This is a genomic window from Kribbella sp. NPDC004536 (assembly GCF_042873835.1).
Taxonomy (GTDB): Bacteria; Actinomycetota; Actinomycetes; order Propionibacteriales; family Kribbellaceae; genus Kribbella.
Genome location: NZ_JBIALY010000002.1, coordinates 299,441 through 313,950 on the forward strand (window position 1 = coordinate 299,441; position 14,510 = coordinate 313,950).

16 protein-coding genes are annotated in these 14,510 nt (G+C 67.5%); 6 read left to right on the forward strand and 10 right to left on the reverse strand.

All coding sequences use genetic code 11. The features are described 5' to 3' along the window. Window positions 1-2: 2 nt before the first annotated feature. The 5 genes from ACFYRU_RS16300 (at window position 3) to ACFYRU_RS16320 (ending at window position 4,700) form a co-directional block, all read left to right on the forward strand. On the forward strand, window positions 3-1,268 hold the full coding sequence (locus ACFYRU_RS16300) for an ABC transporter substrate-binding protein (RefSeq protein WP_387658881.1): 1,266 nt from the start codon (window positions 3-5) through the stop codon (window positions 1,266-1,268). Further along, window positions 1,265-2,167 (forward strand): carbohydrate ABC transporter permease, encoded by a 903-nt coding sequence (locus tag ACFYRU_RS16305; RefSeq protein ID WP_387658884.1) that lies wholly within the window; start codon window positions 1,265-1,267, stop codon window positions 2,165-2,167. Before ACFYRU_RS16300 ends, ACFYRU_RS16305 begins: the two co-directional genes overlap by 4 nt. Further along, complete coding sequence (locus ACFYRU_RS16310) at window positions 2,157-2,987, forward strand: carbohydrate ABC transporter permease (protein WP_387658887.1); 831 nt, start codon at window positions 2,157-2,159, stop codon at window positions 2,985-2,987. Before ACFYRU_RS16305 ends, ACFYRU_RS16310 begins: the two co-directional genes overlap by 11 nt. After that, window positions 2,984-3,292, forward strand: a complete 309-nt coding sequence (locus tag ACFYRU_RS16315; protein ID WP_387658889.1) for a hypothetical protein — start codon at window positions 2,984-2,986, stop codon at window positions 3,290-3,292. Before ACFYRU_RS16310 ends, ACFYRU_RS16315 begins: the two co-directional genes overlap by 4 nt. Before the next feature lie 82 nt (window positions 3,293-3,374). Then, window positions 3,375-4,700 (forward strand): serine/threonine-protein kinase, encoded by a 1,326-nt coding sequence (locus ACFYRU_RS16320; protein ID WP_387658892.1) that lies wholly within the window; start codon window positions 3,375-3,377, stop codon window positions 4,698-4,700. Window position 4,701: 1 nt separating this feature from the next. Here the strand turns inward: ACFYRU_RS16320 and ACFYRU_RS16325 are convergent, their stop codons facing one another. From ACFYRU_RS16325 to ACFYRU_RS16355, 7 genes are all read right to left on the reverse strand, one after another. After that, window positions 4,702-5,514 carry a DUF1080 domain-containing protein gene (locus ACFYRU_RS16325; RefSeq protein WP_387658894.1) on the reverse strand — a complete coding sequence of 271 codons (813 nt, stop codon included), beginning with the start codon at window positions 5,512-5,514 and terminating at the stop codon, window positions 4,702-4,704. 1 nt (window position 5,515) lies between these two features. After that, window positions 5,516-6,373: a sugar phosphate isomerase/epimerase family protein gene (locus ACFYRU_RS16330; RefSeq protein WP_387658897.1), complete on the reverse strand. Its 858-nt coding sequence runs from the start codon at window positions 6,371-6,373 to the stop codon at window positions 5,516-5,518. Window positions 6,374-6,386: 13 nt separating this feature from the next. Next, on the reverse strand, window positions 6,387-7,214 hold the full coding sequence (locus ACFYRU_RS16335; RefSeq protein ID WP_387658900.1) for a carbohydrate ABC transporter permease: 828 nt from the start codon (window positions 7,212-7,214) through the stop codon (window positions 6,387-6,389). After that, on the reverse strand, window positions 7,211-8,131 hold the full coding sequence (locus ACFYRU_RS16340; RefSeq protein ID WP_387658902.1) for a carbohydrate ABC transporter permease: 921 nt from the start codon (window positions 8,129-8,131) through the stop codon (window positions 7,211-7,213). The genes ACFYRU_RS16335 and ACFYRU_RS16340 overlap by 4 nt, the downstream gene beginning before the upstream one ends. Next, on the reverse strand, window positions 8,131-9,441 hold the full coding sequence (locus ACFYRU_RS16345; RefSeq protein WP_387658905.1) for an ABC transporter substrate-binding protein: 1,311 nt from the start codon (window positions 9,439-9,441) through the stop codon (window positions 8,131-8,133). Before ACFYRU_RS16345 ends, ACFYRU_RS16340 begins: the two co-directional genes overlap by 1 nt. Before the next feature lie 63 nt (window positions 9,442-9,504). Then, window positions 9,505-10,248, reverse strand: coding sequence for a hypothetical protein (locus ACFYRU_RS16350; protein ID WP_387658908.1), 744 nt, complete (start codon window positions 10,246-10,248; stop codon window positions 9,505-9,507). Then, on the reverse strand, window positions 10,245-11,291 hold the full coding sequence (locus ACFYRU_RS16355; protein ID WP_387658911.1) for a Gfo/Idh/MocA family protein: 1,047 nt from the start codon (window positions 11,289-11,291) through the stop codon (window positions 10,245-10,247). Before ACFYRU_RS16355 ends, ACFYRU_RS16350 begins: the two co-directional genes overlap by 4 nt. 110 nt (window positions 11,292-11,401) lie before the next feature. On the opposite strand from ACFYRU_RS16355, the gene ACFYRU_RS16360 reads away from it, so the two are divergent. After that, window positions 11,402-12,019 carry a TetR/AcrR family transcriptional regulator gene (locus ACFYRU_RS16360; protein ID WP_387658914.1) on the forward strand — a complete coding sequence of 206 codons (618 nt, stop codon included), beginning with the start codon at window positions 11,402-11,404 and terminating at the stop codon, window positions 12,017-12,019. A gap of 230 nt (window positions 12,020-12,249) precedes the next feature. Here ACFYRU_RS16360 and ACFYRU_RS16365 read toward each other — a convergent pair whose 3' ends face one another. From ACFYRU_RS16365 to ACFYRU_RS16375, 3 genes are all read right to left on the reverse strand, one after another. Further along, window positions 12,250-12,963, reverse strand: a complete 714-nt coding sequence (locus ACFYRU_RS16365; protein WP_387658917.1) for a VIT1/CCC1 transporter family protein — start codon at window positions 12,961-12,963, stop codon at window positions 12,250-12,252. 148 nt (window positions 12,964-13,111) lie between these two features. Next, window positions 13,112-14,152, reverse strand: a complete 1,041-nt coding sequence (locus ACFYRU_RS16370) for a cation diffusion facilitator family transporter (RefSeq protein ID WP_387658919.1) — start codon at window positions 14,150-14,152, stop codon at window positions 13,112-13,114. After that, window positions 14,152-14,505 carry an ArsR/SmtB family transcription factor gene (locus tag ACFYRU_RS16375; protein ID WP_387658922.1) on the reverse strand — a complete coding sequence of 118 codons (354 nt, stop codon included), beginning with the start codon at window positions 14,503-14,505 and terminating at the stop codon, window positions 14,152-14,154. Before ACFYRU_RS16375 ends, ACFYRU_RS16370 begins: the two co-directional genes overlap by 1 nt. Window positions 14,506-14,510 lie beyond the last annotated feature (5 nt).

A 14,510-nucleotide genomic window follows, 5' to 3' on the forward strand; every position in this document is an offset into this window, starting at 1 on the left:
TCATGATCACTGCAAGGAAGCTGCTCGGCGCGCTCGCGCTGACCACCGCGGCTGGGCTGATCGCCGCGTGCGGCGCATCGGACACCGGGGCGTCGAAGGCCACCGACGTCAAGCTCCGGATGACGGTCTGGACCTCGAACGCGGACCAGCTCAAGCTGTTCGACTCGATCGGTGCCGCGTACCGCGCGGAGCACCCCGAGGTCTCGTCGATCACGTTCGAGAGCCTGCCGTTCGCCGACTACAACACCACGCTGACCACCCAGATCGCCGGCGGCAACGCTCCGGACCTGGCCTGGATGGGTGACCTCTCCAAGGACCTGATCGCCTCCGACGCGCTCGTTGGGCTGACCAACAAGTTCAAGGCGACCGACGGCTGGCAGTACGACGACCTGGCGGAGAGCGCGACCAAGGAGTACAGCCGCGACGGCACGCTGTACGCGTACCCGTTCTCGAACTCGCCGTTCGCGCTGTACGTGAACACCGACCTGCTGGCGAAGGCCGGTCAGAAGATCGACCCGAAGACACTGACCTGGGACCAGGTCGCAGCCGCCGGTGCCGCCGTCCACGCCAAGACCGGCAAGGCCGGCTTCGTGATCCGGGACTTCGACTACAACTCGTGGAACGTACTCGCCACGGTCTGGACCGGGTTCGGCGCGTCCGCGTGGAGTGCGGACGGCAAGAACTGTACGTTCAACAGCCCGGAGATGCAGCGGGCGTTCACGTTCCTGCACGACGCCGCGTTCAAGACCAAGGCGATGCCCGGTCCCGGTACGAAGGCCGACTTCTTCGCCGGTGACGCCGCCTTCACCGTCGCCCAGGTGTCGCGGGCCTCGCTGCTGACCGGATCCTTCAAGTTCGGCATCCACCCCTTGCCGGCAGGCCCGTCCGGGAAGTACGCCGTACTCGGTCAGGCCGGTATCGGCGTACTTGCCTCGGGCAAGCACCAGGACCAGGCGACGGACTTCCTCGCCTACCTGACGAACCCGGCGAACGCGGCCAAGCTCGCGCAGTTCTTCCCGCCGCCGCGGAAGTCGTTGCTCACCGGTGAGAAGCTTGCCGCGAACAACAAGGTGCTGTCCGCCGCGCAGCTGCAGCAGGTCGTGGTCGACCAGTTGCCGGACGCCGTGACGCTGCCCAACCACGCGAGCCCGGCCGAGATCGCCCAGAAGGGCAAGACCGCGCTGGACGCGATGTGGAAGGCCGACGCGGACGTGCCCGCCGTACTGAACTCGGTGTGCTCCGCGATCCAGCCGATCCTGTCCAAGTGACTGGCGAAGTGATGCGTTACTGGACAACGCGCCGGCGCGACGTGCTGACCGGGTACCTGTTCATCGCGCCGCAGCTGATCGGGGTGCTGCTGTTCGTCCTGATCCCGGTCGGGCTGGCGATCTGGTACAGCCTGAACAAGTGGAACGTCTTCACCGGGAAGCAGACCTTCGTCGGGGCGGAGCACTACACCGCCCTGGCGTCGGACCCGCAACTGCCGTCGGTGCTGCTGGCAACGGTCGTGTTCTCGGGCGGCGTGGTGGTGCTGAACATCACGCTCGGCCTGCTGATCGCCGTCCTGCTGAACCGGAGGTTCCGCGGCGCGACGTTCTTCCGCACGCTGTTCTTCTCGCCGGTCGTGGTGTCGGTCGTCGCGTGGACGCTGGTCTGGGGGTTCCTGCTGCAGGACAACGGTGGCATCAACGGCCTGCTGCACGCGGTCGGGATCGACGGACCGAACTGGTTGCAGCACGGTGACACCGCGATGCTGTCGGTGGTCGTCAGCCAGGTCGTCCGCAGCGTCGGCGTCAACATGGTGCTGTTCCTGGCCGCGCTGCAGGGCGTGCCGTCGGAGCTGTACGAGGCGGCCCGGATCGACGGCGCCCGGCCGCGGTCGATCTTCGCCCGGATCACCCTGCCGCTGATCTCGCCGACGGTGCTGCTGACCGCGATCATCACGGTCGTCGGCGCGCTGCAGTCGTTCGCGCAGATTGCCGTACTGACCGGAGGCGGACCCGAGCTGAGCACCACCGTGCTCGTGTACTACGTGTTCCAGCAGGCCTTCAAGTTCAACGACATCGGGTACGGCTCGACGCTCGCGCTGATGCTGCTGAGCTTCGTGATGGTGCTGACGCTGCTGCAGTGGCAGCTGCGCAAGAGATGGGTGTTCCATGAACAGTAAGCTCCGGCGCGCGCTCCTGGTGACAGCGCTCGCCGTCCTCGCCGTCCCGTTCGCGGTGCCGACGATCTGGATGGTGGCCGCGTCGATCAAGCCGCTGCCCGAGATCTTCAAGTCGCCACCGTCGCTGTGGACCGAGCACCCGACGCTGGCGGCGTACGGTGAGGCGTTCACGTTCCAGCCGTTCGCCCGGCAGTACGTGAACAGCGTCTACATCGCCGTACTCGTCACGCTGATCACGCTGCTGGTCTCTAGCATGGCGGGCTACGCGTTCGCCCGGATCCGGTTCCCCGGCGCGAACGCGCTGTTCCTGGTCGTCCTGACCGGGCTGCTGGTGCCGAGCGAGGTGACGATCGTGCCGCTGTTCCAGGTGTTCAAACGCGCCGGGCTGATCAACACGCACTGGCCGCTCATCCTGGTCACCGCCCTGGCCGCACCGTGCGTACTGGCGACCTTCATCATGCGGCAGTTCTTCATCGCGCTGCCCGCGGAGCTCGAGGAAGCCGGCCGCCTGGACGGGCTCGGCCGGCCCGGGCTCTGGTGGCGGATCTGCCTGCCGCTCGCCCGGCCCGCGTTGTCCGCGGTCGCGATCCTGACCTTCCTCGCGTCCTGGAACCTGTACCTGGAACCCACCGTCTACCTGACCTCGCCGGAGTTGTTCACGCTGCCGCAGGCGCTGACCCGCTTCACCGACGCGTACGGGGGCGAGATGTGGAACACCCAGCTCGCCGCCGCCACGATGACCGTACTGCCGGTCCTGATCGTGTTCGTCATCGCCCAGCGGCAGTTCGTCGAGGGCCTGGCGCATTCGGGGCTGAAATGATCTTCGAGGACGACAAGGTGCAGATGCGCGTCCACGACGGCGTCTTCGAGCTGTTCCAGCGCCGGAACGTGATCAGCCCGTACCGGACGCCGCTGGACTGGGTCAGGGTGCAGGCCCAGGTCCGCAAGCGAGGGGCCGTACTGCTGCACTTCTCCTACGCCGACGACCGCGACGCGCCGATCTACGGACGGCTGATGGGCAGTGTGTACTCGCTCGCGACGGTCGAGATCGCGATGGCCGACGAGCCGCGGTACCGCGCGTTCTTCGCCGAGCTGGCCGAGCTGGCGGGCCGTCCGATCCAGTAGCTGCGGGCGCACGGCGTGTCACACCTTGTAGAACCGGTAGCCTAGACGATTGGACTGGCGGACGGCGTGGGTACGGGGACGGATGTTGATTGCGGAGCGGTACCGGTTGGGGACGTCCCTCGGGCGTGGCGGGATGGGGGAGGTCTTCCGTGCCACCGACGAGCTGCTCGGCCGTGAGGTCGCGGTCAAGCTCATGCTCAGGTCCGGCCAGGACCCGGCGGCCGCCGAGCGGTTCCAGCGCGAGGCGCGAGCCGCCGCGCGGCTGAGCGACGCGCACATCGTCGCGGTCTACGACTTCGGGCAGGACGGCGAGAACTTCTACCTGGTGATGGAGCTGGTCGAGGGTCGTTCGGTCGCCCGGGAGGTCGACGACGACGGCCCGCTGCCGTGGCAGCGCGCGGTCGAGATCGTCGAGCAGGCCGCGGCCGGGCTGGCCGTCGCGCACGCCGAGAACGTCGTGCATCGCGACATCAAGCCGAGCAACCTGATGGTGTCCGCGGACGGCGTCGTGAAGGTCGCCGACTTCGGCATCGCGGCGCTGCCGGGCGCCGAGACGCACGAGCTGACGATGACCGGTCAGATCCTCGGCAGCCCGTACTACCTGTCGCCGGAACGCGCCCGCGGTCTGAAGGGCGGTCCCGAGTCGGACGTGTACGCGCTGGGCTGCGTGCTGTACCAGCTGATCACCGGCCGCCCGCCGTTCATGGGTGACCACCCGACCGCGGTGCTGTACCAACACGTCGACGCCGAGCCGGTGCCACCGAGCAGGCTGCGCCCAGAGCTGGCCGGCCCGTTCGAGGGTCTGCTGCTGCGGATGCTCGCCAAGGACCCGGCCGAACGCCCGACTGCCGCGGAACTGACCAACGTCCGCGCAGCCGCCGACCGCCTCAGCACCACGGCACCACTCGTGACCCAGCTGATCGCCGCGCCGGTCCCTGCTCCACTCACAGCACCACTCACGGCCCCGGAACGCCCGGCCCCGAAGTCCAACAAGCCGATCGTCATCACCGCACTGGCTCTGCTGGCCGTCGCCGCCGCGGTGACGACCGGAGTCGTGCTGCACAACACCGGCAACAACACCCCGCCCACGGTCGACATCGGCCCGAAACCAAGTACCTCCGCGACGCCGACCACGACACCTACGACGGAGCCGTCCCACACGACGACGAGCGAGCCGACCCGCCGTACGACGAACACGCCGTCGACCACGCCCTCCACCACCCCGAGCACCACCCCGTCGTCAACGCCGTCGTCAACGCCGTCCACGACCCCGTCGTCAACGCCCTCCACGACCCCGAGCACCACCCCGTCGTCGACGCCGTCCCATACGCCCAGCACCACGCCGCCAACGACAACGTCGACGCCGACCAAGACCTCAACACCACCGTCGAACCCACCGACGCCGTAGCTCAGAGCGGTTCGAGGGTGATGTTGCGCCAGCGGCAGGCAGCGTTCTTGCCCCAGCGCTCCTGGCCGAGGACCGGGTCGTTGTCGTGGACTTCGAAGGCGAGGTGGCCGGTCGGGTTCACGAACCCGGGGGAGTAGCCGGGGGCGACGAGGGTGGCGAGGTCGAGTTCGGCGATCTTGACGTCGTTGATCCAGGTGGTGACGTGGGGCTGGGCGCCGGTGCAGCGGATGCGGAGGGTGTTCCAGTCGCGCCAGCGCCAGGTGTTCAGGAACTCTTCGACGGACGCGGCGTATCGGAGGAGCGCGGCCTGCGCGGGGGTGAAGGGTTCGGCCGAGTTGCCGGGGTCGTCCTCCCGGAGACCGACGGGGTGGCCGTCGGCGTCCAACTGGGCAGTGAGGGCGAACGGTACGGCATGGAAGCTGCCGAGGCCGTTGCCGAAGAAACCGCCGATCGATCCGGAGTGGCGGTGGTCGACGAGAACCTGCAGGCCTTTCCACGAGTCGGCGCTGCGGCGGATCATCACGCCGGTGTCCGCGGGCCAGTCCGGGTTCACGTCGACGGTCAGTTCGAAGTCGCCGTACGGCTCGTCGCTGATCAGGTAACCGCCGTACCCGCTGCCGGCCGGATGTTGCCGGCCGACGATCGCGCCGTCCTCGACCGACCAGGCCGCTGGGTGTTGCGCGGCCTGCTCGGCGTAGTCCGCTGGGAAGTCCTGAACGAGGTCGAGAACCTGCGGTCCGCCGGGGTAGACGGTCCCGTAGCTGCGCGGGATCACCGACCAGCCGGTGAGGTCCTTTCCGTTGAAGAGCTCCATCTCAGAACGTGCCGAGGTGGTCGGCGATCCACTGTGCGGAGAGCTGCGTCGACTCGAGGTTGGTCGGAGCCTCCGGTACGTCGACCTCGACGATCAGCCACCCGTCGAAGGTGTCCGGCAAGGTGCCGATCGCGGCCATCAGGTCGACGTCGCCGCGCCCCGGCTCCGTCCACACGCGGTACTTCGTGACGGTCGCCTCGAAGTACCCGGCGTCCGCCGCCCGCGCCTGTTCGGCCTGCTCGAGGTGTACGTCCTTCAGGTGCACCGCGGCGATCCGGTCCGCATACTCCGCCATCACCACGTGCGGAGTCATCCCCGCCCAAGCCAAATGCCCCGTATCGGGCCCGAACCCCAACACCCCCGCAGGCACCCCGTCCAACACTGCCCGAACCTCCGACTCGACCTCCACCGAACTCCCCACATGCGGATGCAAAGCAGGCCGAACCCCCTCCCCACCCACAGCCTCAGCAACCCGCCCCACCACATCCACCACCTGCTCGAGCTCGCCGGGTGCTCGCCATCCGATGGCTGGGTGGGCGATTCGTTCGGGTGTCAGATTCGTGGCCAGGAACACAACGGTGTTGCCAAGAGCTGCCTGCACCCCGGCGTGACGTTTCGCCGACTCGACGACGTCGGCCGCTTGTAGATCCGCGGAGAAGTACCCAGGCGCCGGCTCGAGCCCATACTCCGCCAGCAACGCACGATAGGAAACCGCATCGACCCCCGCCGGCGGATCCGCATGAATACCTTTGAACGGCGTACGAGCAATCTCGGCGAACGCCCTCCGAAGAACGGGAACACTGAGGTCGAAACCATCAGGAGTAAGCACCCACGGCAACGGATTCAAACCAACACGCATCAGAGATCCTTTCTCAGCGCCCGGCAAGGGACCCACCGATCCCACCGACGCTGAAGTACTTGTTGAGAAACGCGAAGATGACAGCCGGCGGCAGCAGCATCACCACGGACACCGCCATCACCGACCCCCAGTCGGTGGCGTTCTGCTGGAAGAACGTCTGCAACCCGATCGGCAACGTGAAGATCACGCTGGACCGCAGGAACACCAACGCGACGAGATAGTCGTTCCAGGCAAGGAGAAACGCGAAGATCGCAGTGGAGAGAATCCCCGGCAGCGAGTTCCGCAACACGATCCGGGTGAACGACCCGAACACCGAGCACCCGTCCACCCAGGCGGCTTCCTCCAGCGCGTGCGGGATCGAGTCGAAGTACGCCGCCATCATCCAGGTAGCGACCGACAACGTACTCCCGACGTACACGATCACGAGCCCGATCAGGTTGTCCGCCAACCCGATCCGCGCGAACAACACGAACAACGGAATGATCGCAGTGATCACCGGCAACGACTGGATCACGAACAACAGCAACGAGAACCCGGTGACCGCCTTGCTCCGGCCGCGGGACAATACGTACCCAGCTGGTGCAGCGACCACCACAGACACCACGACGGTCGTCAGCGTCACCCCGAGGCTGTTGCCGAGCCACAGCGCCACATCCGTACTCGTGAAGATGTAGCGGAAGTTCTCAAACGTCAGTGCCCCACTCGCGCTGCTCGTCGTACTGGGCCGAATCGCCAGCAGTACGGTCGCGAGCACGGGGATCAGCACGATCACGGTGATCACAACCAACGCACTGAACCGCCACCACTGGCCACGGGCCGCTGGCTCGCTCACCGTTGTCATGCGATGTCCACCTTCCGGATCTGCCGGTACAGCGTGGTCGAGATCACGACGAGTACGAGTGTCATCAGGAACGCGATCGCTACACCGGGCCCGGTCTGCAGGTCCTGGAAGACGCTGCGATATGCGAGCACCACTAGCGACGACGTCGCGTCCACCGGACCACCTGCGGTCAGCAGGTAGATCGTGGGGAAGTCGTTCACGCAGAAGATCGTCATCAGGATCCAGCTGATGTACGTCGACCGCGAGATCAGCGGCAACGTGATGTGTACGAACTGTTGCCACCGGCCCGCACCGTCGATCCCCGCGGCCTCGTACACGGTGTGGTCGACCGCAGCCAGCGCGGCCGACGTCATCAGCATCATGAACGGGAAGCTCACCCACACCTTGAACACGCAGACCGTGACCGCCGCGAGGACCGGGTCCGCGAGGATCTGCACGTCGCCGAGCCCGAGCTTCGCCGCGAGCGCCGGTACCGGGCTGGTCGGCGTACTGACGAGCCAGTTCCAGGCGGTCGACGACACGACGATCGGCACTACCCACGGAAGCATCAGCAGTACCTTGAACACGGACCGCCCCGGGATCTTCGTCCGGAGCAGCAGTGCGAGTCCCATGCCGACCAGCCAGCTCCCGAACACGCCGACCACGGTGAAGATCAGCGTGAACCGCGCCGCCTTCCAGAACCGCGGGCTGCCCAGCACGTCGGTGTAGTTGGCGAGGCCAACGAACTTTCCGGTCACGATCAGCGTGCCGTCGTGGATCGACTGCGACGCGGCCACCACCAGCGGGTACGCGTTGATCAGGACGACCAGCACGATCGCGGGTGCGACCAACAGAACCATCGTGAGGGCGCGCCGGTTGAGCCGTCGCGGCCCGGCCACAGTGCGGGCCGCCGGAAGCGTCGCGCTCTGCGTGGCCATCAACGCTTCACAATCGACTCGAGTCCCTGCTGCAGGGTGGTCAGCGCCGCCTTCGGGTCGGTCTTGCCCTGCAGCATCGCTTGGGCGAACTGCGCGAGCGGCTGCCCGCCGTCGACGGCTGCCAGCGCGGCGAACGACTGGGTCTTCTTGGCGGCGTACGTCTTGCAGACCGGCATCCACTTGTCGACGATCTTGACCTGGTTCGGGTCCTTCGCGTAGTAGTCCGCCGACGCGATCGACTTCAGCACCGGCACCGAGACGCCGACCGGGTTCTGCCAGTAGGTGTGGATCTGGCCGAGGTAGTACTTGAGGAACGCCTCCGACGCCTCCTGCGACGGCGTGTTCGTGTACATCATCAGGTTGTTGACGAAGAACAGCCCGGCGACGGCCCCGGACGGACTCTTCAACGGGTCCATCACGTGCAGGCTCTTGCCGACCTTCACCGCCCTCGCCGCCAGGCCCGGCGTGTGGATCCCGATGCCCGCCTTGCTGTTGTTCCACTGCGACGAGAGGTTGTCGATCGTGTACGAGACGGTGCCCTTGTCGATGATGCCCTCGTTCGCGAGCTCCCGGACGAACGTCATCGCCTGGATGTTCGCGTCCGTCACGCAGTCCGGCTTGCCGTCGGGGTCGAACAGGCCGCCGCCGTTGTTGACCATCATCGCAACCATCGTGTGCGCGCCCAGGTTGTTGTCGGCGCCGGATCCGGTCGCGAAACCGGACACGCCGATCTTCTTCAGCGCCTGCCCGGCGGTCAGGAGCTCGTCCCACGTGGTCGGTACCTTCGCACCGGCCTGGTCGAGCAGCGCCTGGTTGTACCAGAACGGCCGGACGTCGGTCTGCCACGGTACGGCGACGTACCCCTTGTCGGTCTTCATCGTGTCGATGACGCCGGGCAGGAAGTCGTCGTACGTGCCGTCCTTCTTCAGTGTCTCGATGAAGTTGTCGGCGTACGCGATCTGGCCCTGGTCGGCGAACTGGAAGGCCTGGAAGCCCGCGCCGGAGCTGACGGCCGGCCCGGTCTTCGACGCGATCGCCGATGAGAACGTCTGGTAGAAGCCGTTCCACTGGATGATCTGGTACGTCGCCTTGCCCTGGCCGCTGCCCGGCTGGTAGTCCCCGATGATCTTCTTGCCGAGGTCGTTGTACTGTGGCGTTCCCCACGGCATGTCCCAGAACTTCAGGTCGCCACCGCCACCGCTCTTGCTCGCCCCGCTGCTGCCGGACACGTTGCACGCGGCCACCGCCGGGGCGGCGATCGCCGCACCTGCCAGCCCCAGGAATCCTCGACGCGTCACTGCTCTGTTCATGGACTGCACTCCTCCCGCGATCACGGCGACCGCTGCCGGTCGATCGCGTCGGTCGATCAGCGGTCAGGCGGGCGCCTGAACCGCAGGGTGGTCCCCGAGGGCGGCCGTCGTCAGGGCGACGTCGGCCTGTAGGCGGCGCAGCTCGGCCAGTGCTTCGGCCGGTCCGGTCGCGTGCAGCTCGCGCAGACTCGCGCGATGGGCGGATTCGTACTGCGTGGGTTCGAGTACGGCGCCGTCCGGGCCGACCGTCGTCAGTCGCGCGGGTCGGGCCGTCTCGCTGGACGGGAGCACCAGTTCGACGCTGCCGTCCGGCGTCAGTTGCCGCAGGGTGGCCGACGCGGGAAGTCCCGACGTACGGACGATGCTCAGGTCGACCGTGACCTCGGCCTCGGTCCGGCCGGTTGCGTAGAGGGCGTGGTCGGAGACGTGCTGGACGTCAAGCGTCGTCATCGGCGCGACTGCGGCGCGGATCAGCATGACCTGGTGCAGTAGTTCGGTCGCGAGGTCGGCGTCCGGGTGTGCGAGGACTCGGCATTCGATGCGGGACGTGCTCCGCTTGAAGGCGTTGTTGATCGCGGGGTTCTTCGCCCAGGGGGAGTCGACGACCACAGGCGGAAGGTTGTCGACGATCTTGAAGTCGACAGGCGCCGGGTGAACGAGGAGGATCCCGCGCGGGCGGGAGCGCAGTACCCGCTCGAGCTCGGCCGGCCAATTGGCGTCGCCGTCGACGAACGTGACCGAGCCAGGATCCAGGAAGGTCGTCGGCAGTGTCGCGAGCGCAGCACGTGCCGACGAGCTCGCGGTCATGCGGCCACCTCCGTCTTGCGTACGGAGTCGGCGGCGGCGTCGGCTACTGCCAGTGCGAAGCGGACGTCGTCGACCAGTTCTTCGATCTTTGGTGGAGCTGTCTCACCGCGGACGACCGCAGCCAGCTCCCGCCACTCGGCCTCGTACCCGTTGCATGCCGTCGGACCGAACACCCGCGCCTCGCCACCACCGCTGAGTGTGCTCACGGCTGATCCTGCATGCACGTACGAGGGCGTGAACTCGACCTGCAGCACCTGGTCGTCCGCGTACGCCTCCAGCACCCAGTCGGGCTCCCACGTCTGCGACAACACCGCATGCAGCTCGACAACCTTGCCGCTGGCAACGAAAACGATCCGGTAGCCGTACGGCTCGAGCACGCGTGCGTCGACGATCCGCAGGTCGTCGTACCGGGGGAGCAGGCTGCGAATCAGCGGAAGATCGTGGATCGTCAGCCCCATCACCAGGGCATGCAACAGCCCCGCCACCATCTCTGGATCCGACCGGTCGACCGACGGAAGCGCCGGACGCGACAGGACTTCGGTGGCGAGGTCCTCGAACCGCGCGTTCGGCGGCAGCACGATCGACGACCGGATGGTGTGACTGCGCGCCGGCAGGTCGCCCCACGCAGCCTGCGCCGCGCGCCATCCCGGATCGAAGGTGTGCATCGCGCCGACCAGGATCGGTACGCCGGTCTCCGCGGAGACGGCCGCGATCGCGTCGGCTTCGGCCACCGACATGACGAGCGGCTTCTCGCACAGCACGGCCCGCTTGCCCGCCCGGCAGGCCGCGATCACCTGCTCGGCGTGGAAACGATGCGGACTGCACACGACCACGACGTCGACGTGCGGATCGTCCAGGAGTACGTCGATCGAGGTCGAATGGGATGCGCCGAGCCGGCCGGCGACCGTCGCGGCGACGGCCGGGTCGACGTCGGTCACGTGCCGGACGGTGAACTCGCCGCCCAGCCGGGCAACGGTCGGCAGGTGGATCGCCTGGGTCACCGGTCCGGCGCCGGCGAACCCGATCCCGAGAGTGGACTGCATACGCGGCTCCTCAGCAGAGAGCGAAACCCGATCAGTCGTTCAGATTTCGGCAAACGTAAACGCCTGGTAAGGTTTCGTCAATACCGTGGCACCGGAAGCCGGGAGGGCACGTGGCGAACGAGGCAACGTCGATGGTCCGCGGGCCTTACCGCAAAGGCGTTCAGCGGCGGGAGCGGATCGTCCGGAGCGCGTCCGACGTCTTCGGTGAGCTCGGCTACCTCGGCGGCTCGCTGCGCGCGATCGCCGACCGGGTCGGCGCGTCACCCGCGACCCTGATCCAGTACTTCGGCAGCAAAGAGGGACTGCTGACGGCCGTCCTCGAGGACTGGACCGCGCAGACCAAACGCTCGTCGATGCCGGAGGACGTCCGCGGGCTCGCGTACTTCCGGCAACTGCGCGCGTTGATGGAGTTCCATGTCGAGCACCGCGGCCTGCTGGAGCTGTTCATCACGATGGCGGCCGAGGCGACCAACCCGGGTCACCCGGCCCGCGACTTCATCCAGCAGCGCTACGCGAACGGCCGCGAACTCTGGAGCGCGAAGCTCCGCGAGGCGGTCGACGACGGCGAGATCGCACCCCTCACCGACGCCCAGATCGAAGCCGAGATCCGCACCCTCGTGGCCGTCCTCGACGGCCTCGAACTCCAGTGGTTACTGGGCGCCGACATCGACCTCCCCGACCTGGTCGCGACGTACATCGACCAGTCGATCGTTCGCTGGAGTGCTTGAGACAGGTTGAGGGCCTTGCATCTAGGCTTCCGCTCCACGTCGCCGTGGAGGACCGCGACCGAGCGATGCCAGCGCCGCGGACCCTGCGGATGGTCGTCGCGATGTTCGTCGGCCGGCTGCCCAACGGCATGTTCCCGTTGGGCAGAGGGGTGCCGGGTTGGGGAGGATTTACCGCCCGATCCGGGACAAGATCCTCCCCAGGGCGGTCAGTTCCGCGACTGGATGCACGACTAGGACAGGCCGGTGCCGACGGCGAGGCCGATGGTGAAGGTTACTGCGGCGGAGAGGCCGCCGAGGAGGAGTTGGCGGCCGCCGCCGTACCACAAGGGACGGGCAGTGATCTTGCCGACGATGCCGCCGGTGAGGACCAGGCCGAGGGCGCTGAGCAGCAGTGCGGGGAGGATGCTCGTCGCGCCGATCACGAACGGGAGCAGCGGGATCAGGGCGCCGACGGCGAAGGCGGCGAACGACGAGCCGGCCGCGACCCAGGGTGACGGCAGGTCGTTGGGGTCGACGCCGAGTTCCTCGCGGACGTGGACCTCGAGTGCGACCTCGGGGTTCGCGGTGAGCTCGCGGGCGACCTCGGCGGCCAGTTCGGGACGCAAGCCCTTTGCTTCGTACATGAGGGCGAGCTCGCGCTCCTCCTCGGCCGGGTGGATCTGCAGTTCGCGTTTCTCCACGGCGATCTCGGCCTGCATCAGCTCGGTCTGCGACGAGACCGAGGTGAACTCGCCGGACGCCATCGAACACGCGCCCGCGACCAGGCCGGCCAGTCCGGTCATCAGTACGACCTTGCCGGTCGCGCCGCCGCCGACCACACCGGCCACCAGTGCGAAGTTCGACACCAGTCCGTCCATCACCCCGAACGTTGCCGGCCGCAACCATCCGCCGGTGACGTCGCGATGCGAGTGGTGGATCTCGGGTTCCGCGAGCTGCGCGGTCATCGGGCCGTCCTCTCCGCAACCAAGGTGAGCGTAACCTCAGTTAAAACGCATCATCTGTTACACCAGCGTAGGCAGCGAAAGCGCGCCGAAGCAACGAAGGTGAGCCGAACCTGAGTGGACGCCGAGCACCTGCCCGGGACGGGGCAGGTCAGCGATGGTGGGCGACCAGTTCGTGGGCGTGGCCGGCTTCGGTGGCGAGGGGTTCGGTGTGGATCGTCGCGGAGGTGAGGCGCCGGACGCCGTGGATCAGTTCGTGCTCGACCTGGTGGCTGAGGCGGTGCGCGTCGACGAGCGAGGTGTTCGTGTCGACGGTGATCCGGGCCTCGGCGCGCAGGCTGTGCCCGAGCCAGCGGAGCTGGACGCCCTGGACGTCCAGTACGCCCGGCGTCGCGCGGATGACCTGCTCGGCCTGGTCGACGAGTGCCGGGTCGACCGCGTCCATCAACCGGCGATACACCTCGCGGGCCGCGTCGCGCAGCACGAACAGGATCGCGACCGTGATCAGCAGACCGACGATCGGGTCCGCGAGCCGGAACCCGAGCCACGCGCCGACCGCGCTCAGCACGACAGCCAGGCTGGTGAAGCCGTCGGTACGGGCGTGCAGTCCGTCGGCGACCAGTGCGGCCGATCCGATCCGCTTGCCGGTGCGGATCCGGTACTGCGCGACGATCTCGTTGCCGAGGAACCCGACCACGCCGGCGACGATCAGTACGCCGACATGCTTGACGTCGGCCGGGTGGATGAAGCGCATGATCGCCTCGTACCCGGCGTACGCCGACGACAGCGCGATCAGTACCACGACGACGATGCCGGCCAGGTCCTCGGCGCGGCCGAAGCCGTACGTGTAGCTGCGCGTCGCGAGCCGGCGACCGACGACGAACGCGATCGCGAGCGGGACCGCGGTGAGGGCGTCGGCGTAGTTGTGCAGGGTGTCGCCGAGCAGCGCGACCGAGTTCGTGTAGATCACGATCACGGTCTGGATCAGCGCGGTCAGGATCAGCCCGGCGAAGCTGATCTTCAGACAGCGCATCCCCTCCGCGCTCGCCTCAAGCGCGGAGTCGACCTTGTCCACGCTGTCATGCGAGTGCGGCACGAACAGCTCCTTAACCTTCCCCAACAGGCCGCGGTCATGCCCGTGCCCATGCCCGTGCCCATGCCCGTGCCCATGCCCGTGCCCGGTGCCGCTCATCAGTTCGTCCTCCGGTGGTGTTCTGGAACGCCTCCGCTGGAGTGTTCGGCGTGATAGATCGCGTCCTCGACCAGCTGACTGGCGTGCGAGTTCTCGATCCGATAGAAGACCTGGTTGCCCTGCTTGCGCGTCCGCACCAGCCGCGCCATCCGGAGCTTGGCCAGATGCTGCGACACCCCCGCGGGTGACTTCCCGACCGCCTCGGCCAGTTCGTTCACCGGCCGCTCACCGTCGAGCAGCGCCCAGAGCAACCGCACCCGGGTGGCATCCGACAACATCCGGAACACCTCGACGGCGAGCGCCACGTGTTCCTCACCCGGATCCCGGCGCGGTTTCTTAGTATCTGCGCGCATACGTA

Bases quoted from the DNA above. Each gene is read 5' to 3' on its own strand.
- ACFYRU_RS16330 (WP_387658897.1), bottom strand. From the start codon at position 6,373: ATGCGTGTTGGTTTGAATCCGTTGCCGTGGGTGCTTACTCCTGATGGT.
- ACFYRU_RS16365 (WP_387658917.1), bottom strand. From the start codon at position 12,963: ATGACCGCGCAGCTCGCGGAACCCGAGATCCACCACTCGCATCGCGAC.
- ACFYRU_RS16355 (WP_387658911.1), bottom strand. From the start codon at position 11,291: ATGCAGTCCACTCTCGGGATCGGGTTCGCCGGCGCCGGACCGGTGACC.
- ACFYRU_RS16335 (WP_387658900.1), bottom strand. From the start codon at position 7,214: ATGACAACGGTGAGCGAGCCAGCGGCCCGTGGCCAGTGGTGGCGGTTC.
- ACFYRU_RS16310 (WP_387658887.1), top strand. From the start codon at position 2,157: ATGAACAGTAAGCTCCGGCGCGCGCTCCTGGTGACAGCGCTCGCCGTC.
- ACFYRU_RS16300 (WP_387658881.1), top strand. From the start codon at position 3: ATGATCACTGCAAGGAAGCTGCTCGGCGCGCTCGCGCTGACCACCGCG.
- ACFYRU_RS16370 (WP_387658919.1), bottom strand. From the start codon at position 14,152: ATGAGCGGCACCGGGCACGGGCATGGGCACGGGCATGGGCACGGGCAT.
- ACFYRU_RS16375 (WP_387658922.1), bottom strand. From the start codon at position 14,505: ATGCGCGCAGATACTAAGAAACCGCGCCGGGATCCGGGTGAGGAACAC.
- ACFYRU_RS16340 (WP_387658902.1), bottom strand. From the start codon at position 8,131: ATGGCCACGCAGAGCGCGACGCTTCCGGCGGCCCGCACTGTGGCCGGG.
- ACFYRU_RS16325 (WP_387658894.1), bottom strand. From the start codon at position 5,514: ATGGAGCTCTTCAACGGAAAGGACCTCACCGGCTGGTCGGTGATCCCG.
- ACFYRU_RS16345 (WP_387658905.1), bottom strand. From the start codon at position 9,441: ATGAACAGAGCAGTGACGCGTCGAGGATTCCTGGGGCTGGCAGGTGCG.
- ACFYRU_RS16320 (WP_387658892.1), top strand. From the start codon at position 3,375: ATGTTGATTGCGGAGCGGTACCGGTTGGGGACGTCCCTCGGGCGTGGC.
- ACFYRU_RS16315 (WP_387658889.1), top strand. From the start codon at position 2,984: ATGATCTTCGAGGACGACAAGGTGCAGATGCGCGTCCACGACGGCGTC.
- ACFYRU_RS16350 (WP_387658908.1), bottom strand. From the start codon at position 10,248: ATGACCGCGAGCTCGTCGGCACGTGCTGCGCTCGCGACACTGCCGACG.